At 74.1% G+C, this 18,446-nt stretch carries 15 protein-coding genes; 4 read left to right on the forward strand and 11 right to left on the reverse strand.

The genetic code is table 11. The features are described from left to right. Positions 1–31 precede the first annotated feature (31 nt). The 10 genes from ACPYO4_RS04955 to ACPYO4_RS05000 all read right to left on the reverse strand — a co-directional run bounded on the left by ACPYO4_RS04955 (position 32) and on the right by ACPYO4_RS05000 (position 13,442). The gene (locus tag ACPYO4_RS04955) at positions 32–2,152 is read right to left on the reverse strand and encodes an ATP-binding protein (RefSeq protein ID WP_425708107.1); all 2,121 of its coding nucleotides are present in this window, start codon (positions 2,150–2,152) and stop codon (positions 32–34) included. Continuing rightward, a complete protein-coding gene (locus tag ACPYO4_RS04960; RefSeq protein ID WP_425708108.1) occupies positions 2,152–2,910 on the reverse strand; it encodes a response regulator transcription factor in 759 nt (252 codons plus the stop codon). The genes ACPYO4_RS04955 and ACPYO4_RS04960 overlap by 1 nt, the downstream gene beginning before the upstream one ends. A gap of 78 nt (positions 2,911–2,988) precedes the next feature. Further along, positions 2,989–3,555 carry an NYN domain-containing protein gene (locus ACPYO4_RS04965; protein ID WP_425708109.1) on the reverse strand — a complete coding sequence of 189 codons (567 nt, stop codon included), beginning with the start codon at positions 3,553–3,555 and terminating at the stop codon, positions 2,989–2,991. A 177-nt stretch (positions 3,556–3,732) separates the two neighbouring features. Next, on the reverse strand, positions 3,733–5,217 hold the full coding sequence (locus tag ACPYO4_RS04970) for a dicarboxylate/amino acid:cation symporter (RefSeq protein ID WP_425708110.1): 1,485 nt from the start codon (positions 5,215–5,217) through the stop codon (positions 3,733–3,735). 429 nt (positions 5,218–5,646) lie between these two features. Next, positions 5,647–6,408 (reverse strand): ABC transporter ATP-binding protein, encoded by a 762-nt coding sequence (locus ACPYO4_RS04975; RefSeq protein WP_425708111.1) that lies wholly within the window; start codon positions 6,406–6,408, stop codon positions 5,647–5,649. Continuing rightward, on the reverse strand, positions 6,405–8,201 hold the full coding sequence (locus tag ACPYO4_RS04980) for an ATP-binding cassette domain-containing protein (protein WP_425708112.1): 1,797 nt from the start codon (positions 8,199–8,201) through the stop codon (positions 6,405–6,407). Before ACPYO4_RS04980 ends, ACPYO4_RS04975 begins: the two co-directional genes overlap by 4 nt. Next, positions 8,188–9,045, reverse strand: a complete 858-nt coding sequence (locus ACPYO4_RS04985) for a branched-chain amino acid ABC transporter permease (RefSeq protein ID WP_425708113.1) — start codon at positions 9,043–9,045, stop codon at positions 8,188–8,190. Before ACPYO4_RS04985 ends, ACPYO4_RS04980 begins: the two co-directional genes overlap by 14 nt. Before the next feature lie 46 nt (positions 9,046–9,091). After that, on the reverse strand, positions 9,092–10,264 hold the full coding sequence (locus ACPYO4_RS04990; RefSeq protein ID WP_425708114.1) for an ABC transporter substrate-binding protein: 1,173 nt from the start codon (positions 10,262–10,264) through the stop codon (positions 9,092–9,094). A 242-nt stretch (positions 10,265–10,506) separates the two neighbouring features. Further along, positions 10,507–11,319, reverse strand: a complete 813-nt coding sequence (locus tag ACPYO4_RS04995; RefSeq protein WP_425708115.1) for a PspA/IM30 family protein — start codon at positions 11,317–11,319, stop codon at positions 10,507–10,509. A 128-nt stretch (positions 11,320–11,447) separates the two neighbouring features. Beyond that, positions 11,448–13,442 carry a TPM domain-containing protein gene (locus tag ACPYO4_RS05000; RefSeq protein ID WP_425708116.1) on the reverse strand — a complete coding sequence of 665 codons (1,995 nt, stop codon included), beginning with the start codon at positions 13,440–13,442 and terminating at the stop codon, positions 11,448–11,450. 205 nt (positions 13,443–13,647) lie between these two features. Between ACPYO4_RS05000 and ACPYO4_RS05005 the strand changes: the two genes are divergently transcribed. From ACPYO4_RS05005 to ACPYO4_RS05020, 4 genes are all read left to right on the forward strand, one after another. Then, positions 13,648–14,022 carry a cold-shock protein gene (locus tag ACPYO4_RS05005; RefSeq protein WP_425708117.1) on the forward strand — a complete coding sequence of 125 codons (375 nt, stop codon included), beginning with the start codon at positions 13,648–13,650 and terminating at the stop codon, positions 14,020–14,022. A gap of 171 nt (positions 14,023–14,193) precedes the next feature. Then, positions 14,194–15,057 (forward strand): DUF3027 domain-containing protein, encoded by an 864-nt coding sequence (locus tag ACPYO4_RS05010; RefSeq protein ID WP_425708118.1) that lies wholly within the window; start codon positions 14,194–14,196, stop codon positions 15,055–15,057. Then, positions 15,054–15,980, forward strand: a complete 927-nt coding sequence (locus ACPYO4_RS05015) for a hypothetical protein (protein ID WP_425708119.1) — start codon at positions 15,054–15,056, stop codon at positions 15,978–15,980. The genes ACPYO4_RS05010 and ACPYO4_RS05015 overlap by 4 nt, the downstream gene beginning before the upstream one ends. Next, positions 15,977–17,257, forward strand: coding sequence for an MFS transporter (locus ACPYO4_RS05020; RefSeq protein ID WP_425708120.1), 1,281 nt, complete (start codon positions 15,977–15,979; stop codon positions 17,255–17,257). The genes ACPYO4_RS05015 and ACPYO4_RS05020 overlap by 4 nt, the downstream gene beginning before the upstream one ends. Positions 17,258–17,394: 137 nt before the next feature. On the opposite strand, the gene ACPYO4_RS05025 is transcribed toward ACPYO4_RS05020, so the two are convergent. Beyond that, positions 17,395–18,333 (reverse strand): NAD(P)-dependent oxidoreductase, encoded by a 939-nt coding sequence (locus ACPYO4_RS05025; protein WP_425708141.1) that lies wholly within the window; start codon positions 18,331–18,333, stop codon positions 17,395–17,397. Positions 18,334–18,446 lie beyond the last annotated feature (113 nt).

Raw genomic sequence — 18,446 nt, forward strand, 5'->3', positions numbered from 1 at the left:
GGCCGTGCGGGCCCGGGGCGGTCGCACGGAGCTAGACCGCGACGGGGGCCTGCTCGTCGCCGGTGAGCATCCCGCCCGACGGGCCCGCGACGGGCAGCGTGAGCTCGACCGTCGTACCTCCGCCGGGCGTCGGGAGCACCCGGGCGCTCCCACCGTGCGCACCAGCCACCGAGGCGACGATCGCCAGCCCCAGCCCGGAGCCCCCGCCGGCGGACCGGGCACGGGACCGGTCGATCCGGTAGAAGCGCGTGAACACGCGACCGGCCTCCTCCGCGGGGATGCCGGGCCCGTGGTCCTGCACGCGCAGCACGATCTCGTCCTGCTCCGGGGCGTGCTCGGGCAACGCGGCGGTCGGCACCGACGACGCCGAACGGCCGGCGAGCAGCCCGAGCAGCCGACGGTCGGGCACCCGGACGGCCGGCCGGTCGCCGCCGCGCCGGAGAGCCTGGCGCGGCACGGTGGGCTCGGGCTCCTCCGCGCGGGACGCCGCGCGTGCGTCGGTTCCACGGGGCGGTGCGTCGTCATCGGCCGAGGGGGCGTCGCCGGAGGGCCGGCCGGCCGCGGCCGGGTCGGCCGTCGGGGGGCCTGCTGCGTGTGGGCCGCCGGTGCCCGCGTCGGAGGAGCGTGCCCGTGCGGCGTCGTCGGTGGTCGTCCGTGCGGCGTCGCCACGACCGTCAGGCAGCGGACCGAGCTGACCGGTGGCGGCCCAGACGCCGGTCGGGGCCCCGCCGTCCGGTGAGTGTGCGCCGACCGGCGCGGCCCCGCCCGGCAGCGGGCCACCGGCCGGTGCGGGACTGCCGACCGGCGAGCCCACCGGGCCGCCGACCTCGCCGCCGATCGGGCCGCCGGACGGTGATCCTGAGGCCGGGGGAGCGGCCGACGCACCCGCGGGAGGAGCCGCCGACCCACCTACCGGGGGAGCGGCCGACGCACCGGCCGGGGGAGCGGCGGGATCGGCCCGTCGCAGCCCGACGAGGATCTCGACGTCGGTGCCCTCCGGCGTGTGCCGCACCGCGTTGCCGACGAGGTTGGCGAAGACCTGGCGCAGCTGGTCGGCGTCGGCCCGTGCGACCGTCGGTCCGGAGGCTCCCGGGAGCGGCAGGAGCGTGGCCCTGCGGGTCGGGTCGAGCGCACGCAGGTCGCGCACGGCGTCGCGGGCGAGGTCCGTGACGTCGACGTCGGACAGCGTGAGGCGCCGGTCCTCGTCGATCCGGGCGAGCGTGAGCAGATCCTCGACGAGGGTGCCCATGCGCCGCGCCTCCGCCTCGATCCGACCCATCGCCGCCGGCACCTCGCTCTCCGGCACGCCGCCCATCCGGTGGAGCTCGGCGTAGCCCCGGACCGTGGCAAGGGGGGTGCGCAGCTCGTGGGAGGCGTCGGCGACGAACCGGCGCATGCGTCGCTCGGACGCGGAGCGGGCCGCGAACGCCCGCTCGATCTGGGCGAGCATCGAGTTCAGGGACGAGGACAGGCTGCCGATCTCGGTGCCCGGCGCCCCGGGGGCCACGCGGCGTGTGAGGTCGCCCGCCGCGATCGCTCCCGCCGTCCGCTCGATGGCGCGCAGGTCGCGCAGCTCGTGCCGGATGAGCAGGTACCCGCCGGTCGCGCCCAGCACCACCAGCGAGACGGAGATGAGGACGACGTACTTGCCCGTCTGCTGCACGGTGGCGGACAGCTCGTCCATCGGGGTGGAGATCGTCAGCACCCCGACCTGGTCGCCGGCGGTGTTGACGAGCGGCAGGGCGAGCGCCCGCCAGGTGACGGCCGGATCGGTGCCGCGCAGCGACGTGGGGTGGGTCGTGGGCTCGTCGGGCAGGACGGGCAGACCCACCACCGACGACGTGCGGGGGTGGGCGACCGTCTGCGTGCTCTCGCCCTCGAGGGCGATGCTGACGACGTACCGGGTGGGGACCACCTGGTCGCCGCCCGAGCGGAGGTCCTCGAGATCCTGCTGGGCGATCGTGTCCACCGTGTCGTGCAGGTTGTCGTCGAGCTGGTCGACGAGCTGGCTGCGCAGCACCGCGATCACGGTGGCGCCGGCGAGGCCGAGCCCGAGCCCGAGCAGGAGGACCGTGGCCACGACGAGCCGTGCCGACAGGGACAGGCCCTCCCTGGGCGTGGGCGTGCCCCGGCGCCGTCCGAGCGCGTGCATCAGCCGGCCGGGCGGCGCAGCACGTAGCCGAAGTTGCGCCGGGTGTGGATGAGCGGCACGAGATCCTCGGCCGCCTCACCCTCGAGCCCGAGGAACTCGGCCGAGTCGATCTTCCGCCGCAGGTAGGAGATGTAGGACTCGACGATCGTCGCCTCCCCGTGCCAGTCGTACTCCCAGACGTGGTCGAGGATCTGCGCCTTGGACACCACCCGCTCGGCGTTGACGAGGAGGTAGCGCAGCAGCTTGAACTCGGTGGGCGCGAGGTTGACGAGCACCCCGGCCCGGCGGACCTCGTAGGCGTCCTGGTCGATCTCGAGGTCCGCGTAGCGCAGCATCGGGTCCTGCTCGGGGCCCGTGATGCCGACCCGGCGCAGGACCGTGCGGATCCGCGCGACGACCTCCTCGAGACTGAACGGCTTGGTGATGTAGTCGTCCCCGCCGACGGTCAGCCCGTGCACCTTGTCGGAGAGGTCGTCGCGAGCGGTGAGGAACAGCACGGGGAGGGACTCGTCGTGGGCGCGTAGCCGGCGCAGCACGGTGAACCCGTCCATGTCGGGGAGCATGACGTCGAGGACCACGAGGTCGGGCCGGTTCTCGCCCGCCCTGCGCAGCGCCTCGTTGCCGTCGGCAGCGGGAGTGACCTCGAAGCCGGCGAACCTCAGGGACGCCGTGAGGAGCTCGCGGATGTTCGGCTCGTCGTCGACGACGAGCAGGTGGGCCTCCGTCGGAGCGGGACCGGAGCCGGGCAGGGTGGGCATGCCACCCATGATCCCCCCTGAGCCTGGACGGCACCTGGGAACCCCGGCCCGCGGTGACGGGAGGAACTGCTGCGGTGCCTAGAGGAACTGGCTCGCGTCGAACGAGACGAGGGGGATGACACGGACCCGGGGCAGCGCCGTCGTGAAGGCCCGGACGTCGTCCTCGAGGTCGAAGATCTCCAGTCCGCGGCCCGTCAGCGCGGTGAGCTCGTGGTTGAGGAACTCGCGGAAGGCCAGCACACCGACCCGGTGCCCGGCGTCGAGCAGGTCCGCCATCTGCGGGAGGAAGTCGCCGTCGTGGGAGACGAGCAGCACGTTGCCGTGCCCCTGGGCGAGGATCGCCTCGAGCATCCGCTGCACGCCGATGTCGACGACCTTCTCGGTGGTCGTTCCCGACAGCGGGATCGGCCGGTAGTCCATGGCGAGCAGCGCCTGGATGAACGAGGTCGGGAGGTTGCCCGACGTCGCGTTGAGGAAGAACAGGCCCTTGGTCTCGGCGCCCCACGCGTCCGTGGCGTGGGTGAGCACGCGGTCCCAGCGCGGCCGCTCCTCCGGGCTCGGCCGGTGGCCGAGGATGCTCACCCCCAGTGTGGCGTCGATGTTCTCGCCGTCGATGACGAGGTACGTGGTGGGGGCGTCGCTCATGAGGACAGGTTAGGCGGCCGGCGCGGTGCCCGGTCGCCCGGCCCTGCCCGGCCCTTCCTGACTCCCGACGACGGCGAGGTCGTGCGTGAGGTGGCGAGGTCGTGCCTGCGAAGCACGACCTCGCCGCTCCAGGCACGACCTCGACGGTGGGTGACCCGGTGGGCGAGCGGGGGAGCGTCAGTGCACGAGCACGGAGCGGTCCTCGTCCCGTCGGCCGTGGTCGTCGCCACCCCGGCGGTCACCGGCGTCCGACGCCGGATCCGGGGCCGAGCCGTCCGCGGAGTCCGCCCCGCCCCGGTCCTCGTCGTCGCGGAAGAGGTCCTCCGCATCGGCGGCGTCGTACTGCGCGCGGTCGAGGATGCCCTCGCGGTGCGCGACGACGGTCGGGACGAGGGCCTGCCCGGCGACGTTGACGGCCGTGCGACCCATGTCGAGGATCGGGTCGACGGCGAGCAGCAGGCCGACGCCCTCGAGCGGCAGGCCCACCGTGGACAGGGTGAGCGTGAGCATGACCGTCGCGCCGGTCATGCCGGCCGTGGCGGCCGAACCGACGACCGAGACGAACACGATGAGCAGGTAGTCGGTGATCCCGAGCGAGAGACCGAAGAACTGGGCGACGAAGATCGCCGAGATCGCCGGGTAGATCGCTGCGCAACCGTCCATCTTCGTCGTCGCGCCCAGCGGGACGGCGAACGAGGAGTACGCGCGAGGGACACCGAGGTTGCGCTCGGTCACGCGCTGGGTGAGCGGCAGGGTACCGATCGACGAGCGGGAGACGAACGCCAGCTGGATCGCCGGCCAGGCCCCGCGGAAGTAGCGCGAGACCGACAGGCCGTGGGACTTCAGCACGACCGGGTAGACGACGAGCAGGACGAGCGCCAGCCCGATGTAGATCGCGAGCACGAAGGTGCCGAGCGAGGCGATCGAGCTCCAGCCGTACGTGGCGATCGCGTTGCCGATGAGGCCGACCGTGCCGATCGGGGCGAGGCGGATGACCCACCAGAGCACCTTCTGGACGACCGCGAGCACGGAGGCGGACACCGACAGGAACGGGTCGGCCTTCTCGCCGACCTTGAGCGCGGCGATCCCGACGACGAGCGCGACGACGATGATCTGCAGGACGTTGAAGCCCGGCGACGCGCTCACGCCCTCGACCGCGCCGTCGGCGGCCGTCTGGACGCCGGCGTTGATCTCGAGGCCGAGGAAGTTCGCCGGGACGATGCCCTCGAGGAAGCCGAGCCAGCTGCCCTGGCGGCCGGGGGCCTCCGCCTGCGAGGCGTCGACGCCGGCGTTGCTGCCGGGCTGGAGCGCGAGGCCGAGGCCGATGGCGATGAGCACCGAGACCAGGGCGGTGATCGCGAACCAGACGAGGGTCTGGGCGGCGAGCCGGGCGGCGTTGGCGATGCCGCGCAGGTTGGCGATCGACGTGATGATCGCGAGGAAGACCAGCGGCGGGACGATCGCGCGCAGCAGCCCGATGAAGACCGAGCCGATCGTGTCGAGCGTCGTCGTCAGCGCGTTGGGCTCCTCCTCGGCGCCCGTGCCGATCTCGAGGGCGATCCAGCCGAGCAGGACGCCGGCGACGAGGCCGATGAGGATCTGGGTGCCGAACGACGGCAGCCTGAGCCGGCGGCCGGGCGTGGTGGTGGAGGTGGTGGACACGGATGTGCCTTTCGTGGGGAGGTCAGGCGCGACGTCGCGCGGGCGCACGCCGCCGGGGCGCTGCGCTCGAGGTGAGGGGTGCCGGGGCAGGCCCGGGCCCAGGGGCCGGTCCGCGAGTGGCCGCGGACCGGCGGGTCGGCGCCGTCGTACGGCGCGGTGCGGTCAGCGGCGGGTCAGGCGACCGGCCGGGAGGGCACGGGCCGACACGAGCAGGTCGAGCGTCGCACGAGGTCGACGTCGAGCCGCGACGTGAGGTGCCAGAGGTTGCCCAACGCTGCTCCCGGATCGGGTCCGCGGCGCGGACCGAGAAAGTTGACGTTTCAATAGGAGCACACATCCGGGCACGTGGGAACCACCCGGCGTGGCGTCTCACATGATGGACGACTTGTGCGGTCCCGCGCTGCGCGGGGGCTCCGCCTCCGCATCGGGCTACGTGGTGGTCGGGTCCTCGCCACGCACATCGGGCTCGGTGGCACCAGGGTGTCCCGCGCCCCCGTCGCCGAGGTAGTAGGGGGAGAGCACCGAGGACCGCTCCTCGCGCAGCGCGGAGCAGCTCTCGGTCCGCACGATCCGGCCCCGATGCATGACGTGAGCGACCGACCCCACGCCGAGCGCGATCTCGACGAACTGCTCGACGAGCAGGATCCCCATGCCGGAGCCGGCGAGCTCGACGAGGGCGTCCACGAGCGTGCGCACTGCCTGCGGGGCCAGGCCGAGCGAGAGCTCGTCGACCATGAGGATCGTCGGGCGGGTCGCGAGGGCGCGCGCGACGACGAGCATCTGCTGCTCGCCGCCGGAGAGCAGGCCGGCCCGGACGTCGCGCCGGAGCGCGAGCCGGGGGAAGAGGTCGAACGCCCGATCGAGCGTGCGCCTCGAGCGGTCCGCGACGACCAGGTTCTGCGTCACCGTGAGCCGGGAGAACACGCTGCGGCCCTGCTCGACGTACGCGAGCCCGGCCGCCGCCCGGCGGTGGATCGGGAGCGCGTCGATCCGCCGGCCGCCGAGCGAGATCGTGCCGGAGGCCGAGGGGAGCACGCCGGCGATCCCGTCGAGCAGGGTGGACCGGCCGGCGCCGTTCGGGCCGAGCAGCACGGTGATCTCGCCGCGGGGGACGACGAGGTCGACGTCCCGGCAGATGGTGAGGTCGCCGCGGCGCACGGTGAGCGACTCCACCCTCAGCTCGTCGGTCATGTCGTCGTCCCCAGGTAGGCGGCGACCACCCGCGGGTCGTCCAGCACGTCGGCCACGGGGCCCGAGGCGATGAGGCGCCCGTCGTCGAGCGCGGTGGCGGTGCTCGCCGCCGCCCGCACGAACCCCATGTCGTGCTCGATGAGCAGCGTGGCGCAGCCGAGCTCGGCGGGGAGGCGTCGTACCCGCTCCGCGAGCGCGCGGCTCTCGGTCTCGCCGAGGCCGGCGGCGGGCTCGTCCAGGAGCAGCACGCGGGGGCCGGAGGCCAGGGCGCCGCCGATCTCGAGGATGCGGCGCGAGCCGGCGTCCATCAGCCGGATCGGCACCGCGGCGTCGGGGAGTCCGAGGAACTCCGCGACGGCGGAGACCCGGTCCGTGTCTCGCCCCCCGGCGGCGAGCCGCAGGTACTCGCCGACGGTGAGCCTGTCGATCGCGTGGCCGTGCTGGAACGTCCGTCGGATGCCGAGCCGGGCCCGGTCGCGGGCCGACGCGTCGTCGACCCGCTCGCCGTCGAGCCGGACCTCGCCCCGGTAGGCGGCCAGGAAGCCGGTGACCGCGTCGACGAGCGTGGACTTCCCCGCGCCGTTCGAGCCGATGAGCGCGTGCACGCCGGGGCCGGTCACCTCGAGGTCGACGTCGTCGAGGACCCGGGCGGTACCGAGGGTGACGGTGAGGCCCCGGACCGCGAGGCGGGGGAGGCCGTCGGAACCGGGGGTGCCGGCCGTGCGGGTCGTCGGGGCCGTGGCGTCGTCGGTCGGGTCCGCCACGTGTGCGGCACCGGTGGCGTCGGACGGCGCGCCACCACCGGGAGCAGGCGCGGGATCGTCTGCCGGCGGAAGGTCGCACGTGAGGCGCATGCCGCGCACGGCGCGGGCGCCGAGGCGGTCGTCCAGCTGCTCCATCAGGCCGCCGCCGCCCTTGCGCAGGATCTCGAAGGCGCCGAGCGCGAGGAGGGCGTCGGCGGTGTCGAGCGGGAGGCCCACGCGCCGCAGGAGCTCGGGGATGAACACCGAGAACACCCCCGCGAGCACCGCGCCGCCGAAGATCGACGCGCCGCAGAGCACCGCGGTCACCAGGTGGACCATCGAGGTCATCGGCGAGAAGACGGCCGTGGTCAGCAGCCCGTACTGCCCGGCGAGCAGCCCGCCCGCCAGGCCCGCGAGCAGGGCGGCCCACATGAAGGCGCTCGCCTTCGCAGCGCCGACCCGCACCCCGAGGGCCGCGGCCGCGCGCTCGCTCTCCCGGACCGCGGACCACCCGAGACCGTGGGCCGTGCGCCCCACCGCCGAGAGGGCCACCTGCGCGAGGACGAGCAGGGCCCAGCACAGGGCGTAGAACCAGATCGGGTCGTCGAAGGGTGCGGCGGGGAGCACGGGCGTGCCCGAGCCGACGCCGGGGAAGCTCCCCTGCCGCAGCACCAGGTCGAGCGCGGTGGCGAACCCGAGGGTGACGACCGCGAGCTCGACCCCGCGGATGCGGGTGGTGGCCAGCCCGACGACGAGCCCGACCGGCGCGGCGGTGAGGCCGCCGGTGAGCACGAGGAGCGGGAACGGGAGGCCGGGCCAGGACAGGGCGAGCCAGGACGTCACCCAGCCGCCGATCGCCGCGAACGACATCTGGCACAGCGTGAGGAGCCCCGCCTGGTTGGTGAGCACCCCGACGCTGCGCGCGACGAGCGCGGTGAGCGCAACGGTGCTCAGCAGGTAGACCCAGTACACGGGCAGGATCAGACCGAGCGTGATCAGCGTGAGGACGAAACCGATCACGGTGAGGGCCCGTGGTTCAGCGAGGCGCATCCCAGACCTCTCTCCTGCGCAGCCACACGAGCGCGACGGCGATGACGACGAACGGGATCGCGCCGCGGTACTCGGCGAGCGCGTCGATCCGGGCGCCGGCCCCCTCGACCGCCCCGACGGCGAGGCCGCCGGCGACGGCGACCCACACCCGGCTGAACGCGCCGAGCAGCGCCGCCGCCAGCGCGGGCACCACGAGGAACGACATCGACTCGAAGGTGGGGTTGCGGGTCGGGGCGACGAGCAGGAGCGCGAGGGTGGAGAGCACCCCGGTGGTGGCCCACACGATCACGGCGAGCCGGCGCGAGTTCACGCCGAGCAGCTGCACGGTCGTGGGGCGCTCGGACATGGCCTCGAGGCGCAGACCGATCTGCGAGTGGCGCAGCAGCAGGGACAGGGCCGCGGCGACGAGCACGGTGAGCGCCAGCGCGACCACCGTGGTGAGCGAGATCCGTACCCCGGCGACGTCGAACGTGCTGTCCGGGACGATGCTCGGCATCACGCGGGGCGAGTCGCCGAACATGCGGAAGCCCGCCGTGAGGAGCACGACGAGGAGCACGACGGTGACGACGGACCGCACCGTCTGGGACGGCTCGGCGAACCAGCGCGCCATCACCCAGCCGGCGAGACCGGCGACGACGCCGGAGACCGCGAGGCCGCCGAGCGCCGCGAGGGGGAGCGGCACCCCGGTGCCCAGGAGCCCGTAGCAGAGGTAGGCCCCGACGGCGCCGAGGGCCGCCTGACCGAAGTTCAGCACCCCGACCAGGCGATACAGCACCACCACGCAGACCGCGAGGATCGCGTAGGCGGAGCCGGACACGAGGCCCGAGACGACGCCGTCGAGCATCAGGTGGTCCGGACCGCCACGGTCTCCCGTGGCCGGGGCGCCGCTGTCACGGCAGGCGCACCCAGTCGCTGACGGTCTCCCACCCGTCCTCGGCGGCCTGGACCATCATGCTCGAGCGGTTGGGGTTGTGCGCGGTCGCGTCGCCGAACGTGAAGGGCATACCCATGAGCGGATGCTCCACCTCGTCGAGGTCGCGGAAGGCGGCCGTGACCGACTCGTTGGTGATGTCGCCGTCGATGCCCTCGAGCACCTCGACGAGGATCTCCGCGGCCACGTACCCGCCCATGGACAGGGACGTGAGGGGGACGTCGGCGTCGGTGAGCGTCGTACGCCAGTCCTCGAGCTCCGGGTCGTCGCTCGTGAACGGCAGGAACTCGGAGTTCGCGTAGAGGCCGAGCGTGCCCTGCTCCGCCAGTGCGTCGTGCACGTCCTCGCTGTAGGCCGAGGTCAGCGTCAGCCAGTCGATCTCGTCGAGCAGCCCCTGCTGGTCGACGGTGTTCATGAAGGCGACCGCGACGGGCTCGTTCGAGTTGAACACGACCGCCTCGCAGCCCGCGTCCCGCACGGCGAGGATCGCCGGCGTCGGGTCGTCGCCGAGCACCACCGAGGTGTCGATGTGGGGCGCCTCGGAGCCGGTCCCCTGCTCCCACCGGTCGATGAGCTCGAGGTAGGGCTCGGTCAGTCCGGCGCTCTCCTGGATGACCGGGCAGACGCTGTCGTGCCCGAGGTCCTCGGACGCGAAGTGGAGGAGCGCCTCGTAGCCGCGGATGGTGCCGTTGTTGACCGGCGCGATGTGGGACGACTCGAAGCACGAGGGCTCCACGCCGGTCCCCGAGAGGGCGACGACGTCGCGCTGCGCGTAGAACGCGGCGTTCGCGCTGCACTCGACGAGGCTCGCCGAGCCGGCGAAGGCCACGACCCCGCTCTCGTCGACGAGACGCCGCGCGGCCTGGCTCGCCTGGGCGGGGTCGGCGCCGTCGTCCTCCGAGACGAGCTCGATCATGCGTCCGTCGATGCCGCCCTCGGCGTTGACGCGCTCGAAGACGGCAGCGGCCGCTGCGGGCACCTCCGGGAACGGTGCGGGACCGGTGATCGAGCTGACCGCGCCGACCCGGATCGGGTCCGCCTCGTCGTCGCCGCCCGAGCAGCCGGCCAGCGTGAGCGTCACCGTCGCCGCGACCGTGAGGGCCTGGGTGAGTCGGGACGTGCGGGTCTTCATCGTGCGTCGATCTCCTCGTCGGTCGTCCGTGACTGCGACGGACGGGCCCGCCGCCGAGCGACCGCGCCGGACGGATGCGCACCCCGCGCGCCACTTACGGCGACAGTGTCACAAGAATGAGGACGGTCGACAACCGTTTCGACGATCGGGCGCTCCGGCGCCCTCGGATGCCGGAGCGCCCGTGACCATCGCGGTCACGGGCGCTCCGGGAGATCTCGGCCCGCGGTCGAGCGGGAGCAGGATCAGTAGGCCGTGCGGTCCTCGGCGTGCGGGTCCGCGGACGTCTGGCCCGGGACGTACTCGCCGGCGTCGTCGGACTCCGCCGTGATCGCCTGCGGCGACCGGCCGGCCTTGAGGGCGGCGAGGCGCGCGTCGATCTCCATGTCCTTGCTGTGGTCGGCCAGCTCGGCGAACTGGTCCTCCATCGAGCCGGCGGTGATCTCGGCCTGACCGGCGACGTACGCCTCCTCGCGGCGGACCTGGTCCTCGAAGCGGGAGATCTCGCTGGTCGGGTCGAGCACGTTGATCGAGGAGATCGCGCCCTGGACCTGCTTCTGCGCGGCCGCGGACTTCTGGCGCGCCACGAGCTGGTCGCGCTTGCCCTTGAGCTCGTCGAGCTTGCCGCGCATCTGGACCAGGCCGGCCTTGAGCTTCTCGACGACCTCGTTCTGCGAGTCGATCATCGGCTTCGCGGACTGGGCCTCGCCCTCGGCCGTGATCTGCTTGTTGAGCGCGATCTTGGCGAGGTTGTCGAACTTCGCCGCGCCCGCGGAGTCGCCGGAGGACCGCAGCTCCTCGGCCTTGTTCGACGCCGCCATGGCCTTCTGGCCCCAGTCGCGGGCGTCTCGCACGTCCTCGTCGTAGTCGCGCTCGGCGAGGCGCAGGTTGCCGATGGTCACGGCGACGGCGTCCTCGGCCTCCTTGATGGAGCTCGTGTAGTCGCGCACCATCTGGTCCAGCATCTTCTGCGGGTCCTCGGCGCGGTCCAGCAGCGCGTTGACGTTCGCGCGGGTGAGCTGGGCGATGCGCCCGAGGATGCTTTGCTTCTCAGCCATGTGAACTCCTCAGTTCCTGGTTCTCGCGGTTGTCGTCGTGCCACGCCGCGTGCGCGACGTCGTCTTTTCGGCCGGCCGGGTGCCCGGCTGGCCGTCCATGTGGTCCCGGCGGGTCGGCCACGCGCGGGTCAGAAGCGGCCGCCGAAGCTGCCGCCACCACCGCCGCCTCCGCCGAAGCCGCCACCGAAGCCTCCGCCGAAGCCGCCACCGCCCCAGCCGCCGTGGTGATCGTTGCCGCCGCCGAGCAGGCCGCCGATGATCCCGCCGATGACCAGCGAGCCGACGTCGACCCCGCCCCGCCGGGGGTGGTAGCCGCGGCCGTACGGGTTGTGCCCGCCGAGGCCGGAGCCCATCTGCAGCGACGCGAGGTCGCGCTCGACGTCCTGCTGCGCCTCGCGCAGCATCGACTGCGCGCGGGCGGCCGCCCGGACCGACTCGTCGGGCGCGGAGTCGAGCAGCGAGCGGGCGCGCGCGATCTCGTCCTCCGCGCCGTGCAGCTGGCTGCGGGCGTGCTGGCCGACGGCGCCGCGCCGGGTGCTGATCAGCTGGTCGACCGAGCGCCTCAGGTGCTCCGCGGCCTCGATCCGCCCCGCGGCGGTCGCACGGTTGCGGCGGACCACCTCGGCGCGCTCGCGCATCGGGGCGAGCACCTCGTCGATGGCGTTCTCGGCGGTCGAGAGCCGGTCGAGCGCCGCCAGCGGGTCGCCGCCCTGCCGGGCCGCCTCGCCCTGCGCGATCGCGGCGACCGCCTCCTCCCGGGCGGAGCGGACCCCGGGGTTGTCGGGGGCGAGACGGTCGGCGTCCTCGACGTCGGAGGAGATCGAGGACAGGGCCTTGGCGAGGTTCGCTGACGCGTGCTCGAGCTCCTTGCCGGCGCCGATCACGCGGTCGGCGAGCTCGGCGGCCTGGTGGACGGCCTCCTCGGCGACCCGGGCGTGCGTGACGGCCGCCCGGCGGTTGCGCGCGGCGGTCGCGAGCCCCTCGTCGACGCTGCGCAGCGCGGAGTCGATGAGCTGCTCGGCCTGCTCCGGGTCCTCCCTGACCGAGGCCAGGGCGCTCGCCGGGTACCGGTCGGTGAGCGCCCGCAGGTGGATGCGGGAGTTCTCGACGTCGGCCCTGACCTCCTCCGCACGCGTGCGGGTCTCCTCGAGGACCTGCTCGACCCGGGACTCGATGTTGCGCAGCCGTTCGAACTCCTCCTGCTGGGCGCTGAGCGTGGTGCGCACGAGGTCGGTGCGGTCGAGGATGCGCAGCAGCAGCCGACGCTCCTCGCTCTCGGTCTCCGGGTGCTCGTCGTCGAGGGTGCGCCGGGCCTGGAACGCCTGGTCGACGGCCTTCTGCGCGGCGGCGAGCGCCTCGGTGAACTCGTCGGTGCGGCGCAGGCCGAACTGGGCCTTGGCGAACTCGAGCTCCGCGGCGGACGAGCGCACGGCGTCGTCCGCGCCCACCAGCGCGGACCCGGCCTCGTTGCGCAGCTCGGGCAGGGGCAGGCGGGCCGGGTGGCCCTCGGGCAGGTTCTCGAGGGGGTCCTTGACGCCGCTCTTCCCGGTCTTCCGGCGCCAGGCGGCGAACCCGACCGCACCGACGGCCACGACGACGATGCCGCCGACGAGCACGGTCCCGATCCCGATCCCGCCCGTGGCGTCGCCGAGCCCCTCGCCCCAGGCGGTGCCGAGCTCGGACCACTGGCCGGCGTTGAAGTGGTCGGCGACGTCGCCGTCGACGACCTGCCGCGCGTCACCCTCGGAGACGGGAGCGTTCGGCCCGACGACGACCCCGTACGCGGACTCGTCGACGGCGACCGCGAGGAGGACCTCGTCGTCGCCCATGTTCGACATCTGCGCGGCCTCCTCCGCCCACCTCTGCGCCTCCAGCCCGCCGAAGTCGGACACGTAGGCGATGAACGGCTGGACGTCGTGCTCGGCCTCGATCTCCTGGTACAGCGCCTCGAGCTCGGCCTCCTCGCCGTCGCTGAGGACGTCCGCCTCGTCGAGCACGCCGTCGGGGAGGTTCGACGGGTCGGTCGCCCAGGCGGGGCTCGCGAGCAGCACGGGTCCGAGGGTGAGCGCGGCGACGCCGAGCGTGGCGGCGAGGGGACGGGGGCGACGAGAGGCAGGTCTCACCAGTCGATCTTGTCGTGCTGCGGCCGCCGTCGCAACGAGCGGACTCCCCGGTCCGCCGCGGGCGGACGGACCCGCGCCGTGACGCGTACCGCTCGGCGCGGCGAAAGGTCGGGAGCCACGGGTATCATCACCACGCCGGGCCGAGGCAGGCCCGACCCCCCGCACGCCGACGCGATCGGCCCCGAGCGACGAATGAGGTTCCGCGGTGCCCACCGGCAAGGTCAAGTTCTACGACCCCGACAAGGGGTTCGGCTTCATCGCCGGAGACGACGGCTCCGAGGTCTTCCTGCATGCCTCCGCCATGCCCGCCGGCGCCAGCCCGCGCGCGGGCGCGCGCGTCGACTACGGCGTGGCCGACGGACGGCGCGGCCCGCAGGCCCTGTCGGTGACGGTCCTCGAGGCGCCGCCGTCGGTCGCCAAGGCGCACCGCCGTCCGGCCGAGGACATGGCGACGATCGTCGAGGACCTCATCCGGACCCTCGACCGGGCCTCGAGCTCGCTCAACCGTGGCCGCTACCCGGACAACGGCGCGAAGCTCGCCGCGATGCTCCGCGCGGTGGCCGACCAGTTCGACGCCTGACGGCGCCGCTCCTGCTCGCCGCCGGACCGGGACCGCCCGGGCTCGCGGCGGCCCGCCCTCGGGCCGGGGGACTCGGCCCCGGCGCTCCGGGGTGACCGACCCCATGCCGGCCGGGCCCGGTCTGCCGGGCCGCGAACCGTGCGCGCACGGTACGACGCCTAGACTGTCGGGGTGTCTGCTGCCCGCGCGACCCGCGCCCCCGTGAAGGATCAGGTCCTCGCCGGAGCCGTCGAGGTCGCACGATCGGCGGCCGAGGACGTCGCCGTCGGCGGTCACGTGGGCGACCATCTGGGCTTCGAGCTGCTCGCCGACCGGGTGGGCACCCACTACTTCGCCTCCGCCGTCCCGGGCTACCTCGGTTGGCGCTGGTCCGTGACCGTCGCGCGCGTGCCGCGCGGTCGCACCCCGAGCGTGAGCGAGGTCGAGCTCGTGCCCGGCGAGGGCGCCCTGCTCGCCCCCGAGTGGGTGCCGTGGGCCGACCGGCTGCGCCCGGGGGACCTCGGGACGAACGACGTCCTGCCGTACGTGGCCGAGGACGACCGTCTCGTCCAGGGCTACGAGTTCACCGGTGACGAGGACGACGCCGACCGGCAGGCCGTCCACGAGCTGGGGCTGGGGCGGGCCAGGGTGCTGTCCCCGCGCGGCCGCGAGGAGGCCATGCAGCGCTGGTACGACGGCGCGTCCGGCCCGAACGCCGCCCCGGCGAAGAACGCCGCGGCGTCGTGCTCCTCGTGCGGGTTCTTCCTGCACCTCGCCGGCTCCGCCCGGACGATGTTCGGCGTCTGCGCGAACGAGTGGTCGCCCGACGACGGCCGGGTCGTCTCCCTCGACCACGGCTGCGGCGCCCACTCCGAGACCACCGAGCAGGCGCCCGCCGCGCTGTGGGACGCGACCCCGCCGGTGCGCGACGAGATGGACCTCATCGTCCTTCCGCCGCTCAACCCGCTCCCCGAGGAGTCGGCGGACGACGCCGAGCCGACGGGCGACGACGAGACGGATCCCGACGGCGGGCAGGCGGGGCCGGACCCCCGGTGACGGACTCCCAGGACTGGCAGGCCCAGGAGCAGGAGCGCCAGCGCCTCGCGCTGAAGAACGTCGCCGGCTGGGCCGGCGGCTTCATCCGGCACCGCTGGACCGCCACCGGGCACGAGATCCGCCTCGGCCTGCGCAACGTCGTCGACCGGGACGAGCCGGCGGTGGGCTCCGTACCCGTCGTCGTGTCGATGACCAGCTACGGCAAGCGCCTGCGCCGCACCGCCTACCTCGCCCTGGAGTCCATCGCCCGCGGCTCCGTGCGCCCCGCCCGACTCATCCTGTGGGTCGACGAGCCCGAGGTGCTCCAGGACCCGCCGCAGGCCCTGCGGCGCCTCGTGGCGCGCGGCGTCGAGCTCCTCCCGTGCGAGGACTACGGGCCGCACAAGAAGTACTACCCGTACGTCGCGAGCCGGGAGAGCCACGACCTCCCGCTCGTCACGGCCGACGACGACGTCATCTACCCCTACCGGTGGCTCGAGCAGATCTGGGGCGTCCACTCCCAGCACCCGGACGACGTCATCGCCATGCGCGCCCACCGCGTGCGTCTCCAGGGCCGCATCCTCACGCCGTACCTCACCTGGCACCCGGTGCGCTCCACCCAGGCCTCGCACCGCCACTTCGCCACGGGCGTCTCGGGGGTCCTGCACCCGCCGGCCATGCTGGCCGCGCTCAGGGCCTCGGGCACCGAGTTCACCGAGCGCTGCCCCAAGGCCGACGACATCTGGCTGCACTGGCACTCGCTGCGCACCGGTGTCCGAGTGCGGCAGGTTCACAACCGGCCCCGGGACTTCCGGGAGATCGAGCGGCCGTGGCAGACCGGGCTGTTCGAGTCCAACGGGTACGGCGGCGCCAACGACGCGCAGATCAACGAGCTGTACACGGCGGACGACATCGCCGTCATGGTCGACGACTTCCCGCGGTGAGCACGCCCGCGGCACCGGCCGCCGCGGACGGCCCGATGTTCCCGTTCCGCCCGATCGTCCTCGGCGCGATGGTGCCCACCTTCCTCCTCGAGGTGGGCGTGGGCGCCGCACTGCCGATCGTCGTCACGCGCGCCACCGACCTCGGCGCCTCGCTCGGCGTCGCGAGCCTGCTGGCCGCGCTCGTGCCGGTCGGGCAGATCCTCGCCGACCTGCCCGCCGGCGGGCTCACCGCCCGCGTCGGCGACCGGTGGGCGATGGTCGTCGCCGGGCTCGTCGCCGTCGTCGGGTTCGTCCTGGGGGTGGCCGCCGGGTCGGTGGTCGTCCTCGGCGCGGCGGCCCTCCTCCTCGGCGGGGCGCAGTCCGTGTTCGCGATCGCCCGCCACGCGTACCTCACGTCCACGACGGCGCCGCAGCGCCGGGCACGCGTCCTGTCCACCATCGCCGGGGTCTTCCGGGCCGGCCTGTTCGTCGGCCCGTTCGTCGGGGCCGCCGTGCTGCTGGCCGCCTCGACCCGCTGGGCGTTCGCGGTCGGTGCCGTGACGTCGCTGCTCGCCGTCGTCGTCGTCCTCGCCGCCGGCGGGAGCGCCGCCGACCGCCCGAGCCCGGCACCGCACGGCGCCGGACGGCAGTCGATGCGCGCGGTCGTCGGCCGGCACCGGGCGGTGCTGGTCCGCCTCGGCGCGGTCGCGGTGACCATCGCGGCGGTGCGCGGGGCACGGCAGACGGTCCTGCCGATCTGGGCGGAGCACATCGGCCTCGACGGCGCGACCACGTCGGTGATCTTCGGCGTCGCCGCCGGCATGGACATGCTGCTGTTCTACCCGTGCGGGCAGGTGATGGACCGCTTCGGGCGCCTGTGGGTCGGCGTGCCCGGCATGGCGATCATGGGGCTCGCGCTCGCGGCGATCCCGCTGACGGGCACGGCGGGCCAGCTCGGCGCGGCCGGTCTGGTGCTCGGCATCGGCAACGGGATCACATCGGGGATCCTCATGACCATCGGGTCCGACGCCGCGCCCGCCGACGGCCAGGCCCAGTTCCTCGCGGCGTGGCGGCTCCAGGGCGACCTCGGCGCGGCCGCCAGCCCGCTCGTGCTCGCCGCCGGCCCGGCGCTCGGCTCGCTCGCGGTCGCCGTGTGGGTCACCTCCGCCGTGGCCGCCGTGTCGATCGGTGTGCAGCGGCGGTGGCTGCCGCGCTACTCCGTGCACGCGAACCGGTCGACCCGGCGCGCGGCGGGCCTGCGCCCGGACGGCTCGCTGCCGACCCGCCTCGACGAGTGAGCGGGATTCTGCCGGACGAGTGAGCGGGATTCTGTCCGGCGAGTTCTGCCGGAGAGAGCTCTGCAGGACGAGTGAGCGGGAATCTGTCTCGACGTAGAGACAGATTCCCGCTCACTCGTCGAGGGCGGTGGGGGAGGTCAGCGCTCGACGAGGTTGCGCATCCCGCCGAGGTCACCGGCCAGCAGCGCGCCCAGATTGTGCTCGATGAGCTCCTTGCCGCCGTGCGCGCGGTACCCGGCCACGTGCGGCGTGTAGACGAGGTTCGGCGCGGTCCACAGCCGGGAGTCCGCGGGCAGGGGCTCCTCGGCGCTGACGTCGAGCCCGGCGCCGGCGAGCCTGCCGGCCTCGAGGGCATCGACGAGGGCGTCCTCGTCGAGCGTCGAGCCGCGGCCCACGTTGACGACGATCGCCCGGTCGGGCAGCTGGTCGATCCGACGCGCGTCGAGCGCGCGGTCCGTCGCGTCGGTCGAGGGCAGGATCATCACCAGGACGTCGGTCTCGGTCAGCGCCTCGTCCAGCCCGTCCTCGTCGACCACCGGGAACCCGGCGCGCACGCCCGCCGTGCGCGCCACGCCGCGCACCCGCGCCCCCAGCGCCGCGAGGATGCCGGCGAGGTGCTGACCGATCGACCCGAAGCCCCAGACGAGGACGCGCGCGTCGATGAGGGAGGCGACCCGCTCGGGCGGCTGGATCGCGCGCGGGCGCCTCAGCTCGTCCGCCCAGCGCGACTCCCGCTGGGCCGCGAGCAGCTGCGGCATCCGCCGGACCAGCGTGAGCGCGAGGGTGACGGCGTGCTCGGAGACGGTGGCGTCGTGCAGCCCGCGCCCGGAGGTGAGCGCGACGTCGTCGGGCAGCCCCGCGGCCTCGAACATGTCGGTGCCGGCCGCGAGCGACTGCACCCAGCGCAGCCGCGGCAGGTCGGCGGCGACCGAGGCGAGCAGCGTCGGCGTCCCCCAGGCGACGACCGCCTCGGCGTCCCGGTCCTCGGCCGGGACCTCGCGGCCCTCCCGCAGGGGGACCACGGTGACCCCGTCCGGGACCTTCAGGTCGAGGTCGGAACGGTTCGTGACCAGCATCTTCACGTCGACATCCTCCGTCGGGCTACGGGTGGCCGGGCACCGGACGGCGCCACTCCAGGCACCTACTGTGGGCATGGGCTATGGGGAACGGCCCGCGGCGTCCATAATGA

Origin of the sequence: Georgenia sp. Z1491 (assembly GCF_049856175.1) — a bacterium.
In the GTDB taxonomy this organism is placed as follows: Bacteria; Actinomycetota; Actinomycetes; order Actinomycetales; family Actinomycetaceae; genus JB111.